General features: G+C 34.7%; 15 protein-coding genes. 1 reads left to right on the top strand and 14 read right to left on the bottom strand.

Annotated elements, in window-relative coordinates; genetic code table 11:
- Positions 1–25: 25 nt before the first annotated feature.
- From ppk1 to pyrR, 9 genes are all read right to left on the bottom strand, one after another.
- The gene (ppk1, locus tag OZP11_RS22005) at positions 26–2,104 is read right to left on the bottom strand and encodes a polyphosphate kinase 1 (RefSeq protein ID WP_281232634.1); all 2,079 of its coding nucleotides are present in this window, start codon (positions 2,102–2,104) and stop codon (positions 26–28) included.
- Positions 2,105–2,109: 5 nt separating this feature from the next.
- Positions 2,110–2,595 carry a SixA phosphatase family protein gene (locus OZP11_RS22000; protein ID WP_281232633.1) on the bottom strand — a complete coding sequence of 162 codons (486 nt, stop codon included), beginning with the start codon at positions 2,593–2,595 and terminating at the stop codon, positions 2,110–2,112.
- Positions 2,596–3,089: 494 nt separating this feature from the next.
- Positions 3,090–3,605, bottom strand: a complete 516-nt coding sequence (locus OZP11_RS21995; protein WP_281232632.1) for a CAP domain-containing protein — start codon at positions 3,603–3,605, stop codon at positions 3,090–3,092.
- Between the two features lie 167 nt (positions 3,606–3,772).
- The gene (gene pdxH, locus OZP11_RS21990) at positions 3,773–4,417 is read right to left on the bottom strand and encodes a pyridoxamine 5'-phosphate oxidase (RefSeq protein WP_281232631.1); all 645 of its coding nucleotides are present in this window, start codon (positions 4,415–4,417) and stop codon (positions 3,773–3,775) included.
- Between the two features lie 69 nt (positions 4,418–4,486).
- Positions 4,487–5,395, bottom strand: coding sequence for a ribonuclease Z (locus OZP11_RS21985; protein WP_281232630.1), 909 nt, complete (start codon positions 5,393–5,395; stop codon positions 4,487–4,489).
- Between the two features lie 95 nt (positions 5,396–5,490).
- Positions 5,491–5,823, bottom strand: coding sequence for a ribonuclease Z (locus OZP11_RS21980; RefSeq protein ID WP_281232629.1), 333 nt, complete (start codon positions 5,821–5,823; stop codon positions 5,491–5,493).
- A gap of 270 nt (positions 5,824–6,093) precedes the next feature.
- Positions 6,094–7,020, bottom strand: a complete 927-nt coding sequence (locus tag OZP11_RS21975) for an aspartate carbamoyltransferase catalytic subunit (RefSeq protein ID WP_029273654.1) — start codon at positions 7,018–7,020, stop codon at positions 6,094–6,096.
- Between the two features lie 80 nt (positions 7,021–7,100).
- Positions 7,101–7,742 (bottom strand): DUF6891 domain-containing protein, encoded by a 642-nt coding sequence (locus tag OZP11_RS21970; protein WP_281232628.1) that lies wholly within the window; start codon positions 7,740–7,742, stop codon positions 7,101–7,103.
- An 82-nt stretch (positions 7,743–7,824) separates the two neighbouring features.
- Entirely contained in the window at positions 7,825–8,364 is a 540-nt protein-coding gene (gene pyrR, locus OZP11_RS21965) for a bifunctional pyr operon transcriptional regulator/uracil phosphoribosyltransferase PyrR (RefSeq protein WP_144219125.1), read from the bottom strand.
- Between the two features lie 165 nt (positions 8,365–8,529).
- On the opposite strand from pyrR, the gene OZP11_RS21960 reads away from it, so the two are divergent.
- Positions 8,530–9,246 (top strand): hypothetical protein, encoded by a 717-nt coding sequence (locus tag OZP11_RS21960; RefSeq protein ID WP_281232627.1) that lies wholly within the window; start codon positions 8,530–8,532, stop codon positions 9,244–9,246.
- A gap of 232 nt (positions 9,247–9,478) precedes the next feature.
- Here OZP11_RS21960 and OZP11_RS21955 read toward each other — a convergent pair whose 3' ends face one another.
- The 5 genes from OZP11_RS21955 to moaCB all read right to left on the bottom strand — a co-directional run bounded on the left by OZP11_RS21955 (position 9,479) and on the right by moaCB (position 14,427).
- Positions 9,479–9,709: a hypothetical protein gene (locus OZP11_RS21955; RefSeq protein WP_281232626.1), complete on the bottom strand. Its 231-nt coding sequence runs from the start codon at positions 9,707–9,709 to the stop codon at positions 9,479–9,481.
- A gap of 108 nt (positions 9,710–9,817) precedes the next feature.
- On the bottom strand, positions 9,818–11,437 hold the full coding sequence (locus OZP11_RS21950) for an ABC-F family ATP-binding cassette domain-containing protein (RefSeq protein ID WP_281232625.1): 1,620 nt from the start codon (positions 11,435–11,437) through the stop codon (positions 9,818–9,820).
- A 222-nt stretch (positions 11,438–11,659) separates the two neighbouring features.
- Positions 11,660–12,463, bottom strand: coding sequence for a TlpA family protein disulfide reductase (locus tag OZP11_RS21945; RefSeq protein ID WP_281232624.1), 804 nt, complete (start codon positions 12,461–12,463; stop codon positions 11,660–11,662).
- Between the two features lie 55 nt (positions 12,464–12,518).
- Complete coding sequence (gene moaA / locus OZP11_RS21940; protein WP_281232623.1) at positions 12,519–13,526, bottom strand: GTP 3',8-cyclase MoaA; 1,008 nt, start codon at positions 13,524–13,526, stop codon at positions 12,519–12,521.
- On the bottom strand, positions 13,513–14,427 hold the full coding sequence (moaCB, locus tag OZP11_RS21935; protein ID WP_281232622.1) for a bifunctional molybdenum cofactor biosynthesis protein MoaC/MoaB: 915 nt from the start codon (positions 14,425–14,427) through the stop codon (positions 13,513–13,515). Before moaCB ends, moaA begins: the two co-directional genes overlap by 14 nt.
- Between the last annotated feature and the right edge of the window lie 5 nt (positions 14,428–14,432).

Genomic DNA, 14,432 nt, shown 5'->3' with positions numbered 1-14,432 from the left:
GATTTTTCAAAATTGGTATATACTATTAATTTATTTTTTGAGGGACCTCTTCTAATATCGCGACTTTATTCTGATAATATTTATAGGTTTCAAATTGGGCTCTAAACGGGGCATGATGGTTTTTCGGCTTGTATTTATTATCTAATTTATAAGAGTGGTATCGCACTTTTACGTTTCCTTTCCAGGCAATATTAAAGTTATCGATTAATTCTTTTTTAATTTCGAGATCATAAATCGGACAGGTTACTTCTACCCTTCCGTCAAGATTACGCGTCATAAAATCGGCAGATGAAATATATACTTCGGTCAATCCGGCATTTCCAAAAATATAAACTCTTGAATGTTCTAAATAATTATCAACGATACTGATGGCTTCAATGTTTTCGCTCATTCCCGGAATTCCCGGAATCAAAGAGCAGATTCCTCTAACCTGCAGCTGAATTTTTACTCCGGCATTGCTTGCTTCGTATAATTTGTCTATCATTTTAAAATCAGACAAACTATTCATTTTCAACTTTATGTGTGTTTTCCTGCCTGCTAATGCATGAAGAATTTCACGGTCGATTAATTTTATAAACTTGGTTCTTGTATAATGCGGCGATACTATTAAATGTTTGTATCTGTGAACACGGTAATTGATATCAAAGAATTCAAATATTTTCGATGTGTCTTTTAAAATTCCCTGATGACAGGTTAAAAGAGTAACATCTGTATAAATTTTAGCAGTTGACTCGTTGAAATTTCCGGTAGAAATAAATCCGTAACGACGGTTTTTACCATCTTCGATTCTTTCGATAACACAAATTTTACTGTGCACTTTAAGACCTTTTATTCCAAAAATAAGTTCGATTCCTTCGGTCTGCATCTGTTCCGCATACGAAATATTCGAAGCTTCATCAAAACGCGCCTGAAGTTCGATTTGTACGACTACTTTTTTACCATTTTTTGCAGCATTGATCAGCGAGCTGATAATTTGTGAATTTTTCGCCAGACGGTATAATGTTATTTTGATGCTGATTACTTTTGGGTCTAAAGCGGCTTCACGCAAAAATTTAGTCAGATACGAGAAAGACTGATATGGTGCATGAACCAGATAATCTTTTTTAGAGATTTTCTCTAAAAGACTTCCTTCCAGGCTTAAACCCGGAACCGGCAGCGGTTCATTTGGCTTATATAATAAATCATAACGTCCTAAATTAGGAAATCCCATATAATCGCGGCGGTTGTGGTATCTTCCGCCCGGAATTATACTATCAGTTTCTACGATTTTCATTTTTTCCAGAAAGAAATGCAGTGTATCATCTTCTATCTGACTATCGTAAATAAAACGAACCGGCTCTCCAATTCGGCGGTCTTTTACAGATGACGCAATTTTTTCGAGCATGCTTTTACTCAAATCGCTGTCGATATCCAGCTGGGCATCTCTCGTAATTTTGATCATATGTGCCGAAACACTTTTAAAGTCAAAGATATTAAAGATGTTTTTCAGTTTATAACGGATAACATCATCAATTAAAATTACGTATTGTTTATCATCTTCAGAAGGAAGAACAACAAATCTGTTGATGTTTTTAGGGATTTCTATTAAAGCGTAACGAACTTCATCATTGGCTAATTCCAGACGAACGGCCAGATATCCTAATGTATCTTTTAAAATTGGAAAAACAGCAAGATCATTCAAAATGATAGTTACCAGTTCAGGACTCAGCTTCTGCATATAGAAATCCTTAAGGAAACATTCCTGTTTTGGCGTAATTTGATCTTCGGTAATAATAAAGATATTTTCGGCTTCCAGTTCAGATTCTATATTACCAAGAATACGTAAACTTTCAGATTGCTGCTGAATTACGATTTCGGTAATATCTTTAATTAATTGATGGGCAGAGATACCTCCTAAATATTTTTCTCCGGAAATACCAGAAAGGCTCAGTCTTCGAATGGCTGCATACCGAACTCTAAAAAACTCATCCATATTGTTTGAAAAAATTCCAACAAAACGCAGTCTGTCTAAAAGAGGAACCGTGTTATCTGCCGCTTCCTGAAGAACCCTTGCGTTAAACGCTAACCAGCTTTTTTCTCTATCGATATATTTCTGTTCGTACACTTTATTTATTTTAAGTCTTTGGGGAATATTGTTTTATGTGTTTTACCGTTATGAATTGAGTCCCAGCTGTCTGACTCAAATTGCAGTGAAACAAAGCCTGAGGTTGGGACATTATCGATAAAAACATCTCCAAATTTATTAACAAAATTTGTAATAGCCTCGTTATGTCCAAAAAGAATAACGCTTTCTAAACTATTATCACATGATTTAATAACCTTTTCAAGTTGTCTGTCATCAAAAGTATACAGCTCATCTTTAAAAATAATACTCTCTAAAGGATATGAAATATTCTGGGCAAAGATTAAAGCCGTTTCTGCAGCCCTTGCCGCAGTACTGCTCCAAATGATATATGTTTTAGGAAGGTATTTTGAAATAACAGCAGAAACTGAATGTGCATCCAAAATCCCTCTTTTCATTAATGGCCTGTCGAAATCTTTTAGAGGCGCTTCCCAACTTGATTTTGCATGACGTATCAATATTAAATTTTTCATAAGCAGAAAGTTTGACACCTCACAATTGAGGCTGCGAATTTTATTAAGTTTCTAATTTACAAAAGTTATTTTAATCCCTATCTATTTTTTACTTCTCTTAACAATTAATCGGAATTTTGACTAATAAAAAACACAGCTTTACATCAGCGCTGTTTCTGCTTTTTTGCGGTTGTATTTACCTCTGCAACGGGTTTTACATAATTTGATGTACAATACAGCACCTGTACAAAGACATGATTACAAACCTGGTATATTTTGTATTTTGATGCTGATAAACCGGATAAATTCGTAATGGGAGTCTCATACAGACGGAGCGCTTCAGGATGTATAATGACAGGAATTTAAACCCGAAAGGGATCCTACAGGTTAAGAATAACCTCAAAAAAACAGCAATAAAAAAAGCTGTCTCGTTAAAGACAGCTTTTTTCAAAAAGCCACTGCAATTCAGGAAGATGCAGCGACAAAACTAACCAACCAGTTCAAATGTACTATCTTTAAATTTTCGCAAATATATTTGTGTAATATTTATTTCCGGCCGCATCAGTAGTAACTGCTAAGCCAAAGTGAGTATAATCGCCCTCAATATTTTCTCTATGCCCTTCACTTTCCAGCCATCCTTTTACAACGGCCTGAGGGGTTTTGTAATTATAAGCTACATTCTCGCCTACTTTTTGAGCGCCAAGAAGCGTCATGATATTTTTTGAACGTGCATCAAAATTATCATGATTAATCCCTTTATTATTGGCAATCAAGTATTTGTTATGTTCTTCGCTTTTATAAGAGAGATGATTAACGGTTTGTAATCCTTTTAAACCAATACTAACGCGGTATTCGTTTATTAACTTCATGGTTTCCAACTCAGAAGTGTTGTAGGTATATGTTGTAACAACGCCATCAGCAGGCGGATTGTTATTTACAATTGTTTCTTTTTCCTCCGCGTTATCGGAAGAGCAGGAGTTCATTGCGACAAGCATCGCAATGAACACCACAGCGCACATAATCTTTTTCATAATCATTTTTGTAAAAGTCTAAAGTAGATGTTGGGGCAAATTCTTTAAATTATATGTGACACTTGCTCTTTATTTCTTATGTCAAACATATTTATTTTACCGGTAAACTACAAAAATAATCGATGAAATGCACTTTTTAATTGTTAACAAATATAAAAATCTTACAATTAAGAAGAAAGTCGTTCTATCTTCCATGAAAAATCAGATTCGCCTGTGTAGCGAATTCTGTCATGAAGCCTGTTAGGTCTTCCCTGCCAGAATTCAACCTGCAGAGGCGTTACAATATAACCGCCCCAATTTTCCGGACGCGGAATATCTTTTCCCTGATATTCTGATTCTGCCTTTTTTAATTTTTCTTCAAGAAATTCTCTCGACGGAATCACTTCGCTTTGGTTTGATGCGATTGCTCCTAATTTGCTTCCATCCGGGCGGGTGTCAAAATAACCATCAGAAATATTTTCGGATGTTTTTTGAGCAATTCCTTTTATGATTACCTGACGTTCCATTTCCTGCCAGAAGAATGACAAACAGACGTTTGGATTGGCTTCTATCGCTTTTCCTTTTTCAGAATCGTAATTGGTATAAAATATAAAGCCTTCCTCATAAAATTTCTTAAGCAGTACCACTCGGGATTTTGGGAAACCATCCAGACCAATTGTCGAAATTGTCATGGCATTTACTTCGCCGCTTCCGCCAAAATCTTCTGCTTCATGAAACCATCTTTTAAAAAGGTTAATTGGATCTTCGGGAAGATTGGTTTCTAATAACTCACTTTTTTCGTAAGATTTTCTATAATTACTTAAATCGTTCATCTTTTTTTATTTTAGATTTTAGAATTCAGATTTTAGATTATCCTGCGATCGTGAACTCATAATTTATAACTACTGCCATTCAAAAGAAACTCCGTCATCTGCTAAAAGCACTTTTGGAAAAATTTCCTCTGCTTCTTCTTTAAAGCGTTCCAAACCATCATATCTTGTCGAATAATGCCCTAAAATTAATTCTTTTACATTGGCTTTTAAGGCAATCCTTGCAGCTTCTTTTGCTGTAGAATGCAGTGTTTTTTCAGCCAGTTTTGCTTCTGATTCCAAAAAGGTAGATTCATGATACAAAACATCTGTATTCTCAATAACAGGGATTATTTCTTCGTTGTAAACCGTGTCTGAGCAAAAGGCATAACTTTTTGGCGGTATGGGGTCGAAAGTAAGCTTTTTATTTTCGACAACAGTGCCGTCGTCCAGTTTGATATCGCTTCCGTTTTTTATTTTTTGATAATAGGCTACGTGAACACCATATTGCTGAACGGCCTCGATATTTAATTTTCGAGTATCCGGTTTTTCCTGAAAATGATACCCGTTTGTATACACACGATGTTTTAGCGGAATCGTCTTTACAATAACTTTTTTATCTTCAAAAATTACTTCACTTTCTTTCGATTCCAATTCATGAAAAAACAAATCGTAAGTCGTCCACGATTCTGTAAGTTTTAATTGAAGCAGAATCAATTCTTTGATTCCTTTTGGTCCGTAGATATGCAGATCGGTGGTTCTTCCTAAAAGAGAAAAAGTCGAAATAGTTCCTATCAATCCATACAAATGATCTCCATGAAGATGGGATATAAAAATGTGATTGATTTTTGAGAATTTAATCTTATTTTTTCGAAGCTGCACCTGCGTTCCTTCGCCGCAGTCAATCAAAAATAACTGGTTTTTAATCTCTAAAACCTGTGCAGTCGGGTTGGTAAGTGTTCTGGGAGTTGCGGCGTAACAGCCGAGTATTGTTAATTTCATTTACTAATTTTAGATTTTAGAATTCAGATTTTAGATCAACACGCATTTTAGATTTAGTATTAAAAATCTAAAATCTAAAATCCAGAAATCTAAAATTAGAATCCGAGGTCTCTTTCAATCTCTTCCATTTCGATAATATCGTGGGCTTCTAAAAGAGAAGGCACAACAACTAATTTATCAGAAACAGCGTTAAAATCAAGATCTGAAGCTGCAATTACAAACGATTTTTTTGCTTTTTTCTGAAGCTTAACAAGCGGTAAAAAAATTTTCAAATCATTTTCCGATACTTCAGAGTTTGACAACAAATCGATTATAACATTATGTTTTTCAAAGGTTTTAAATTGCTGTGTTACTTTTTCTGCAAAGTCATTTAAATTACCCTGTGTGTCTTTTATTGTAACGGTATGTCCTTTTTGATCTACTTTCATTTTTAAATTTGTGGGGCTGTATAAAAATTGATTTTCTCAAAGCTAAGGTACGAAGTTTTTTTTCTTTTTGTTTCAGGTTTGAAGTTTCAAGTTTCAGGTTTTTACTTTGCCTTCAATATTTGTTTGAAGCTATTTGGTCATTTCGACTGAAAGGAGAAACTCAGCAAAGTAAGAATCAATCTTTGTCGATTTACGAGTGTGATTTCTCCCTTCGGTCGAAATGACAAACGTAAAGCAACTTGAAACATTAAACTTGAAACAAAATAAAACCTACTGTATTTTCGAAGCCAAAAGGTAAATAACCGCCATCCTGATCGCTACACCATTCTCCACCTGGTTTAAAATCACAGAATGATCAGAATCAGCCACTTCAGAAGTAATTTCTACTCCTCTGTTGATTGGTCCCGGGTGCATGATTACGATTTCTTTTCCTAAAGAATCCAAAAGTGGTTTATCAACTCCGTATTGCTGTGCATACTCACGGGTAGATGGGAAGAAATTCACATCCATACGTTCGTTTTGTACACGAAGCATATTGGCAACATCACACCATTCTAAAGCTTTACGAAGATTTGGTTCAACCGTAACTCCCAAAGATTCGATATATCTTGGAATCAGTGTTTTTGGCCCGCAGACTTTTACCTCAGCGCCCTGCATCTGTAAAGCATATATGTTTGATAAAGCTACTCTCGAATGCAGAATATCACCTACAATCACCACTTTTTTTCCGGCTACATCGCCTAGTTTTTCTCTGATGGAATAACTGTCTAATAAAGCCTGAGTTGGATGTTCGTGTGCTCCGTCACCCGCATTTACGATACTCGCTTTGACATTTTTGGATAAAAAATAAGCCGCTCCGGGATTGGAGTGGCGCATTACAACCATATCAACTTTCATCGAAAGGATATTATTTACAGTATCAATAAGAGTCTCTCCTTTTTTAACCGATGACTGAGCTGCAGAAAAACTGATAACATCAGCAGATAAACGTTTCTGCGCTAATTCGAAAGAGAGTTTGGTTCTGGTACTGTTTTCGAAGAAAATATTGGCAATGGTTATATCTCGTAATGAAGGAACTTTTTTAATCGGCCTGTTAATGACTTCTTTAAAATGATCTGCCGTTTCAAAAATCAGGTTAATATCATTTTCATTGATATATTTTATTCCTAATAAATGATTTACGCTTAATTCTTTCATTTTTGTTTCTTTAATATTATTGGTCAAATTCTGAATGACGAAATAGTCGGCATTCAATGCTTCTTTAAAGAGCAGCGGCTCTATTGGATCATTCTGTCTATCACTTGGCCGTAATCCTGCAGATCTCTTCCGTTCTCATCATAAATCTGCTGCCATCTGAAACCCGGAATTTCGATTTTCCTTCTTGCAGATCCGTCCCAGTTTAATTCAAATCCGTTATTTTTAAGAACTTCTGCTACTTTGTTTCCTATGCTTATTGTAGTTTCTTCATCTGAATTATCTACTTTTTGAAAAGCGATATACAAACTCGGATCATCCTTAAGTACAGCTCTAGCCAAATCTTGTTCGTGATAAAAGCAGTAACCATCAGATTCAACTCCGTTATCCCGAAGTTCTCTTTCAACCTCAACGACTTCGTATTCGCCATCACTTGTAGTATATCCTGCATTATGAAGCGCAATGATGTTCTGATCGCATAATTCATTAAACGCTTTTATAAGCTTTTCAGTATCTGTCGGGTTTTCCCAATTTTTACTTTCTTCAAGTAACTTTTGGTATTCTTCATCGATTTTTTCAAAAGCCCAGGCTTCAGAAATTTCATCTTCAAATTCGTTGTCTTCGATCTCTTCCATGATGTTATCCTTGATATCATCAATAGAAAGAAACCCCATTCTTACCTGATTAAAAATTGACTCGTAAATAAACTCTTCGTTCTCTGTCATTCTTTATTGTTTAATCATTATTTTGTTTAATTGTTTAATTGTCGTTTTCCCGATTAAACAATTAACCGGTTAACCGATTAAACTAATTTGTCACCAAGTGAACAACATCTTCACCATCATTTTCTTTCCAGCTTACAATTACTTTTTCGCCATTAATAGCATCTACCTGACGACCACGATAATCGGGCTGAATTGGTAAATGACGGCTGAAACGTCTGTCGATTAAAACTAACAATTCGATTTCTGAAGGTCTTCCGAAAGATTGAATGGCAGTTAAGGCAGAACGAATGCTTCGGCCGGTAAACAAAACATCATCGATAAAAATGACTTTTTTGTCTTCGACTATAAAATTGATTTGAGTTTTATTGGCTTCAAGAGGTTTTTCGGTTCGACGAAAATCATCTCTAAAAAAAGTGATATCCAAATATCCCAAAGAAATTTCAGGAACCTGGTATTCGTTTTCTAATATTTGTTTTAAACGTTCAGCTAAAAAAACGCCTCTTGGCTGAATTCCCACTAAAATAGTATTTGAAAAATCAAGATGTTTTTCGATTAACTGACAAGCCAAACGGTGAAGTATGATAGTAACTTCTTTTGAATTAAGTAATACTTTCTGGCTCATAATTAATTGTAATGATTGATCGGGCAAATATACGGAATCTGATTTTATTTGTTGGGGTGTTGAGAAAGGAAATATTTTTTGTCTTTTATATTTTACTTGTCCTTTTATAATATATTTTCGTATTTTAAATATTTTTATTTCATAAGTTTCAATACAAAATAATAGATGAATCAAACTTTAATTGAAAATGTAAAACTTGCTATTAATCCAAAATTTCAGGATTGGGTTTTATTTCAAAATGGCAGTTACATCGTTTTTAACAATACTGATAAGATTGAAGATCTAAGAAAAGAAGCTATTGAAATTATGTCTGAATATGGCCCTGTCTATATAGGATCTCCTGCTGGTGATTTCGGAGTTACAACACTTAAAAAAGCCGAAGGATGGTCGATATCAGGACATTATTACGGAATGTATACCTATGTTCACCCGTCAGAAACAAATGCTGCAACTTTAAATGAAAGTGAAATTGGCATATTTGGTCGTTCAAAAAGAGACTTAGATGGCCGAAATCCTATTATTATACATATCAATAGAAAAGATATTGATGTAAAATTAATCGCTGGCTTCGTAGGTTTAAAAAATATGAAACTCCCATTCGTTTGGGCAACCAACAATTTCAATCCGAAATTAATTTTAAAAGAAGAATCTTTTGAACATAGAGGCAGTTTTTTAAGCAAAACTGATTACTATGAGAATATTGAAAAAATAGACATCTATTTGGCGCACAAGACCACTAACATTGAAATTACAAAAATAGATTCTAAATATACTTTTGTTGGAAATACAAACAATAATTTCGAACTAAAAAAATGTTTAGCATTCTTTCAGGAAAAAAAATGCAACTTGACAAAAGAGGCTTTAGATTTTTTAAATCAGTGATACTTTAACAATATCTAATTCCGTAGGAATGAAACATTTTGTAGCAACGGATTTTAATCCGTTGTAGAATCGTACGATTAGATATAAAGTTCCATCGGAACGATTCCATGTTATAAACGCATAATATGTATCGAACCTACGGTTCTTTTTATCTTGTGATTCCATCTAAACCGGATTAAAATCCGGCTCTACAATATTAGCCGAGCCGAAGGCTCTTTTCAATCCTTTTCTTCTAAAAACCAACTCCAAATCCTAAAACATTTCCAAAAAATTCTATAACATGTTTTCTTGATTCTTGAAGTAATTTTAATAATGAAATTTTAAACATCAGAATCATGCAAAATAAAATACTAAGATTGTTAATGGTATTTGTAATACTGTTTTCATTTACAAGCTGTGAAGTTATAGGAGACATTTTTAAAGCCGGAATGGGATTCGGGATATTTATTGTAATCTTTATCATTGCGATTATTATCTGGATTTTTGCCAGAGTTTTCAAAAAGTAAAACATAAAAAAATCCCAAATTCTACTAATCTGAATTTGGGATTTTTAATATTGGTGTTTTATAGATTAAAGATTGTACATCTTTTTTCTTTGCTCCTGAATCTTTTCATCATCAAGATATTCGTCAAATGTCATGTAACGGTCGATCACTCCGTTTGGTGTTAATTCTACAATTCGGTTACCAACTGTTTGTGCAAACTCGTGGTCATGTGTTGTAAAAATTACAGAACCTTTAAAGTTTTTCAATGAGTTATTGAAAGCCGTAATAGACTCCAAATCTAAGTGGTTTGTTGGCTCATCAAGCATTAAAACGTTAGCGCGCTCCATCATCATTCTAGACAACATACAACGTACTTTTTCTCCTCCAGATAAAACTCTAGATGTTTTTAAAGCTTCTTCTCCAGAGAAAATCATTTTTCCTAAGAAACCTCTAATGAAAACCTCATCACGCTCTTCTTCTGTTTTTGCGTACTGACGTAACCAGTCTACTAAAGTTAAATCATTTTCGAAGTATTTGTGGTTTTCAGCCGGTAAATACGCCTGATTTGTTGTAATACCCCAGTCAAAAGTTCCAGAATCAGCTTTTTGTTCGTTGTTTAAGATTTCGTAGAAAGCGGTTGTAGCACGAGAATCTTTAGAGAAAAGAACGATTTTATCGCCTTTTGCCATATTCAGGTTAATATCTTTAAATAAAACTTCACCATCTACAGAAGCTGATAAGTTTTCTACGTTTAAGATTTGATCTCCAGCTTCACGATCCTGATCGAAAATAATCGCAGGATAACGACGGCTTGAAGGTTTGATTTCTGAAATATTCAATTTCGAAATCATTTTTTTACGAGAAGTAGCCTGTTTCGATTTCGCTACGTTTGCACTAAAACGACGAATAAATTCTTCAAGCTCTTGTTTCTTCTCTTCTGCTTTTTTGTTTTGCTGCGCACGCTGCTTAGCTGCTAATTGGCTGGATTCGTACCAGAACGTATAGTTTCCTGAGTAGTGATTGATTTTTCCGAAATCAATATCAGAAATATGCGTACAAACCGCATCTAAAAAGTGACGGTCGTGAGATACAACGATTACAGTGTTTTCGTAGTTTGCCAGGAAGTTTTCTAACCAGGCAATTGTCTCGAAATCCAAATCGTTGGTAGGCTCATCCATAATCAGCAAGTCAGGATTTCCAAAAAGTGCCTGCGCCAAAAGCACACGTACTTTCATTTTCCCTTCCATATCGCTCATTAAAGTATAATGATCTGCTTCTGTGATTCCTAAGTTAGATAACATTGCTGCAGCATCAGAATCGGCGTTCCATCCGTTCATTTCTTCAAACTGAACCTGAAGCTCCCCTATTCGGTCTGCATTGGCATCATTATAATCTAAATAAAGCTCATCCATTTCTTTTTTAACAGCATACAAAACTTTATTTCCCATTAAAACGGTTTCCAAAACGGTATGTTCATCGAACATGTTGTGGTTCTGGTTTAAAACCGACATACGTTTGCCCGGCTCCAGATGGATGTGGCCGGAAGTTGGGTCGATATCGCCCGAAATAACTTTTAAGAAAGTAGATTTTCCAGCACCATTGGCTCCAATAACTCCGTAAATGTTTCCATGAGTGAAAGTTGTATTTACTTCATCAAATAAAACTCTTTTACCAAATTGAACTGATAAATTATTGACTGTTAACATGAATGTCTTTTTAATTAATTTGGTGCAAAAGTACGGAAAAAGGTTCAGAGTTGCAAAGATGCTAAAGTGCTAAGTTTTTTATTTTAACCATATAAGTAATATAAGTTCATTTAAAACTAAACTTACATTTTAAATGAACTAAAAAAATACTCAAAATTGCAATTTAGAGTTTCAAAGACTAAACTTATAATCTCTAATATGAACTTATATGGTTTAAAAAAATTACAATTTACTTTCTTTCGCTAAAGCGACTTCTAAACTTTCAAAATTAGGAAGCACTTTTGAAATTATTCCTTCTTTGTTGATGATAAAATGTGTTGGAAAAGAATTCAGCTGTAACGCATTATTCATATACTCTTTCATATCCGGAATTACAGAATACGACAAAGATTTTCTTGCCAGAAACGTTTTTAATTGTTCCGGAGAATCTTCGGCTAAACTCATGAAAACAATGTCTTTTCTGTCTTTGTAATCTTCAACTAATTTATTGACTTGGGGAAATTCTCTAATACAAGGCGTGCAGTGAATATACCAGCATTTTATAACGATGATTTTTCCTTTCATGGATTCATTCGTAACTAAATTTCCGTTTAAATCTTTAAATGAAAACTGTGGAAAAGCAGTTCCTTCCATCTTAAAGTTTTTGTAAGCATCAAAACCAATTTGGTTGATTGTGGCTTTTATGCTTGAATCAGTTTTTGGCTGGATTTTAAAAAGTTTATAAACGTAAACATCTGCTTCTGATTTTAATCGAACCGGAATGAAGTTTCCGTTTGCCAGTTGATCTAAAAAAACTTCTTTTGAAATTTCTTTTGAAGCAGTATCTAAAGCCGTAAAATCTCTCGAAAGCATTATATTTTTACTTTGATACGCTGACCATTGTTCGTACGTTTTTTGAACTTGAAGAGGATCGGCTTCCGGATTTCCGAATTTATTTTGGGCTGTACTTAAGTTAAAAATGAAAAGAAGTGCAATTAAGCCAATAAATTTCTGCATGAGTTCTGAAACAATTGTATTTGATTTCAAAAGTAATTAAAATTAATTGAATCGCTTAGACAAGGTTTCATGATTGAGCCGAAGTTTATCCTCCAATCGTAATCATACTGCGATTATCAAAATGCAAGGCGGGATTATCCATTTCAGAAACACTGACCATTCCAGCTCTCACTTTCTTCTTACTCTGAATAGAATTTGAGATTAAATTTGTAATGGATTCTCCATTTCTAAAAGCCGTTAATAAATCTGTTTCAGAATTTGAAAAAAGACAGTTTTTTATTTTACCGTCGGCTGTGAGGCGGATTCGGTTGCAGCTGTCGCAAAACGGATTGGTAATAGAACTTATAATCCCGAAATTTCCCTGAAAACCATTTATTCTATACGTTCTTGCCGTGAAGTTTTTCTCGTCTTCCAGCTTCTGAATTTCTCCAGAAGAAAAATTCTTTTCGACCAAAGATAAAATCTCTTTTTGAGAAACCATTTTGGTTCTGTCCCACTCGTTTCCGGCAAAAGGCATAAATTCTATAAAACGAACCGAAATAGGCAGAAACTGCGTGAGTTTTACAAAATCAACAATTTCATTATCATTAAAACCTTTTATCAAAACCACATTTACCTTTACCTCAAAATCATTATTCAAAAGTAAATGCAGATTATCAATTACTTTTTCAAACTGATTTCTGAGTGTCACAGAATGGAATTTAGAAGAAACTAAAGTATCTAAACTCAAATTGATTTTTTTGACTTTAAACCGCTTTAATACTTCAATATGACGGTCAATTAAAATTCCGTTTGTCGTCATGGAAAGTGAAATATCTAAATGAGATAATTTAGAAACTATTTCAGGAAAATCTTTTCTTAATAAAGGCTCTCCTCCTGTCAGCCTGATTTTATCAACACCATTTTTCACGAAAGTTTGGGCAATTGCAAAAATCTCTTCGGCCGTCATTAAACTGGCTTTTGGAGAAAGTGCGATTCCGTCAGCCGGCATGCAGTACGTGCACCGCAGGTTACATTTTTCCAGCAGCGAAATGCGCAGATAATTGTGTTTGCGCCCAAAACCATCTGTCAAAATAGTATTAGAGGCTGTCATGATTTTTCCCTTTTAAAATATGAAAAACGTGCAGCAAATGCGGAAAAACGGCATCCATAGATTCTCTTGCTCCGTTTGTTGATCCCGGCAGAGCCAAAACAAGCGTTTTTCCTAAAGTTCCTGCAACAGTTCTGGACAACATTGCATATGGCATTCTCTGCTGTCCGTAATTGCGGATAGCTTCTTCGATTCCCGGAATTCTGCTCTCTAACAACGGTGTTAAAGCTTCAGGCGTTACATCTCGTGGAGACAGACCCGTTCCTCCTGTAAAAATTATCAGCTGATTTTCTTTTGCAAAAGCTTTTGTTTTTTCCTGAATTATATCCAGTTCATCCGGAATAATTTCATAATGCGAAGTTTCAACGCCGTATGAATCTAATTTCTCTACAATCACTTTTCCGGATCTGTCTTCTTTATCTCCGGCAAAAATCGAATCAGAACAAACAAAAACTGCCGATTTAATTACATTCGGGAACTTATTTTTAAAAGACGATTTTCCGCCTTCTTTGTTGATTAATCTGATAGTCGAGATTTCGATTTCTTTATCAATTGGTTTCAGCATATCATACATCGTCAATGCAACAATCGAGGCGCCGTGCATGGCCTCAACCTCAACTCCGGTTTTATACACGGTTTTTACTTTGAAAATAATATGAATATCTAAACCTTCTATATTGTATTCTACTGATGTAAATTCGATGGGAAGCGGATGGCAGTCCGGAATAGACAAATGCGTATTTTTTACCGCAAATAGTCCTGCCGTTTTGGCCATTTCGAATACGTTTCCTTTGGGCACTAAATTATTTACAACGGCATCAATTGTTTCCTGTCTGCTGACTTTGACAATTGCGGTTGCAGTTGCAGCTCTTAAAGTGTTTATTTTATGCGTAATATCTACCATTTTAT

It is taken from the genome of Flavobacterium gelatinilyticum, assembly GCF_027111295.1.
In the GTDB taxonomy this organism is placed as follows: Bacteria; Bacteroidota; Bacteroidia; order Flavobacteriales; family Flavobacteriaceae; genus Flavobacterium; species Flavobacterium gelatinilyticum.
The sequence above is the reverse complement of the archived record's forward strand: the minus strand, read 5'-3'. Positions and strand labels throughout refer to the sequence as shown.

Excerpts from the sequence above, each read along its gene's own strand:
- OZP11_RS22000 (WP_281232633.1), bottom strand. The coding sequence starts at position 2,595 with ATGAAAAATTTAATATTGATACGTCATGCAAAATCAAGTTGGGAAGCG.
- OZP11_RS21995 (WP_281232632.1), bottom strand. The coding sequence starts at position 3,605 with ATGAAAAAGATTATGTGCGCTGTGGTGTTCATTGCGATGCTTGTCGCA.
- pdxH (WP_281232631.1), bottom strand. The coding sequence starts at position 4,417 with ATGAACGATTTAAGTAATTATAGAAAATCTTACGAAAAAAGTGAGTTA.
- OZP11_RS21985 (WP_281232630.1), bottom strand. The coding sequence starts at position 5,395 with ATGAAATTAACAATACTCGGCTGTTACGCCGCAACTCCCAGAACACTT.
- OZP11_RS21980 (WP_281232629.1), bottom strand. The coding sequence starts at position 5,823 with ATGAAAGTAGATCAAAAAGGACATACCGTTACAATAAAAGACACACAG.
- OZP11_RS21975 (WP_029273654.1), bottom strand. The coding sequence starts at position 7,020 with ATGAAAGAATTAAGCGTAAATCATTTATTAGGAATAAAATATATCAAT.
- OZP11_RS21970 (WP_281232628.1), bottom strand. The coding sequence starts at position 7,742 with ATGACAGAGAACGAAGAGTTTATTTACGAGTCAATTTTTAATCAGGTA.
- pyrR (WP_144219125.1), bottom strand. The coding sequence starts at position 8,364 with ATGAGCCAGAAAGTATTACTTAATTCAAAAGAAGTTACTATCATACTT.
- OZP11_RS21960 (WP_281232627.1), top strand. The coding sequence starts at position 8,530 with ATGAATCAAACTTTAATTGAAAATGTAAAACTTGCTATTAATCCAAAA.
- OZP11_RS21955 (WP_281232626.1), bottom strand. The coding sequence starts at position 9,709 with ATGATAAAGATTACAATAAATATCCCGAATCCCATTCCGGCTTTAAAA.
- OZP11_RS21950 (WP_281232625.1), bottom strand. The coding sequence starts at position 11,437 with ATGTTAACAGTCAATAATTTATCAGTTCAATTTGGTAAAAGAGTTTTA.
- moaA (WP_281232623.1), bottom strand. The coding sequence starts at position 13,526 with ATGACAGCCTCTAATACTATTTTGACAGATGGTTTTGGGCGCAAACAC.
- moaCB (WP_281232622.1), bottom strand. The coding sequence starts at position 14,427 with ATGGTAGATATTACGCATAAAATAAACACTTTAAGAGCTGCAACTGCA.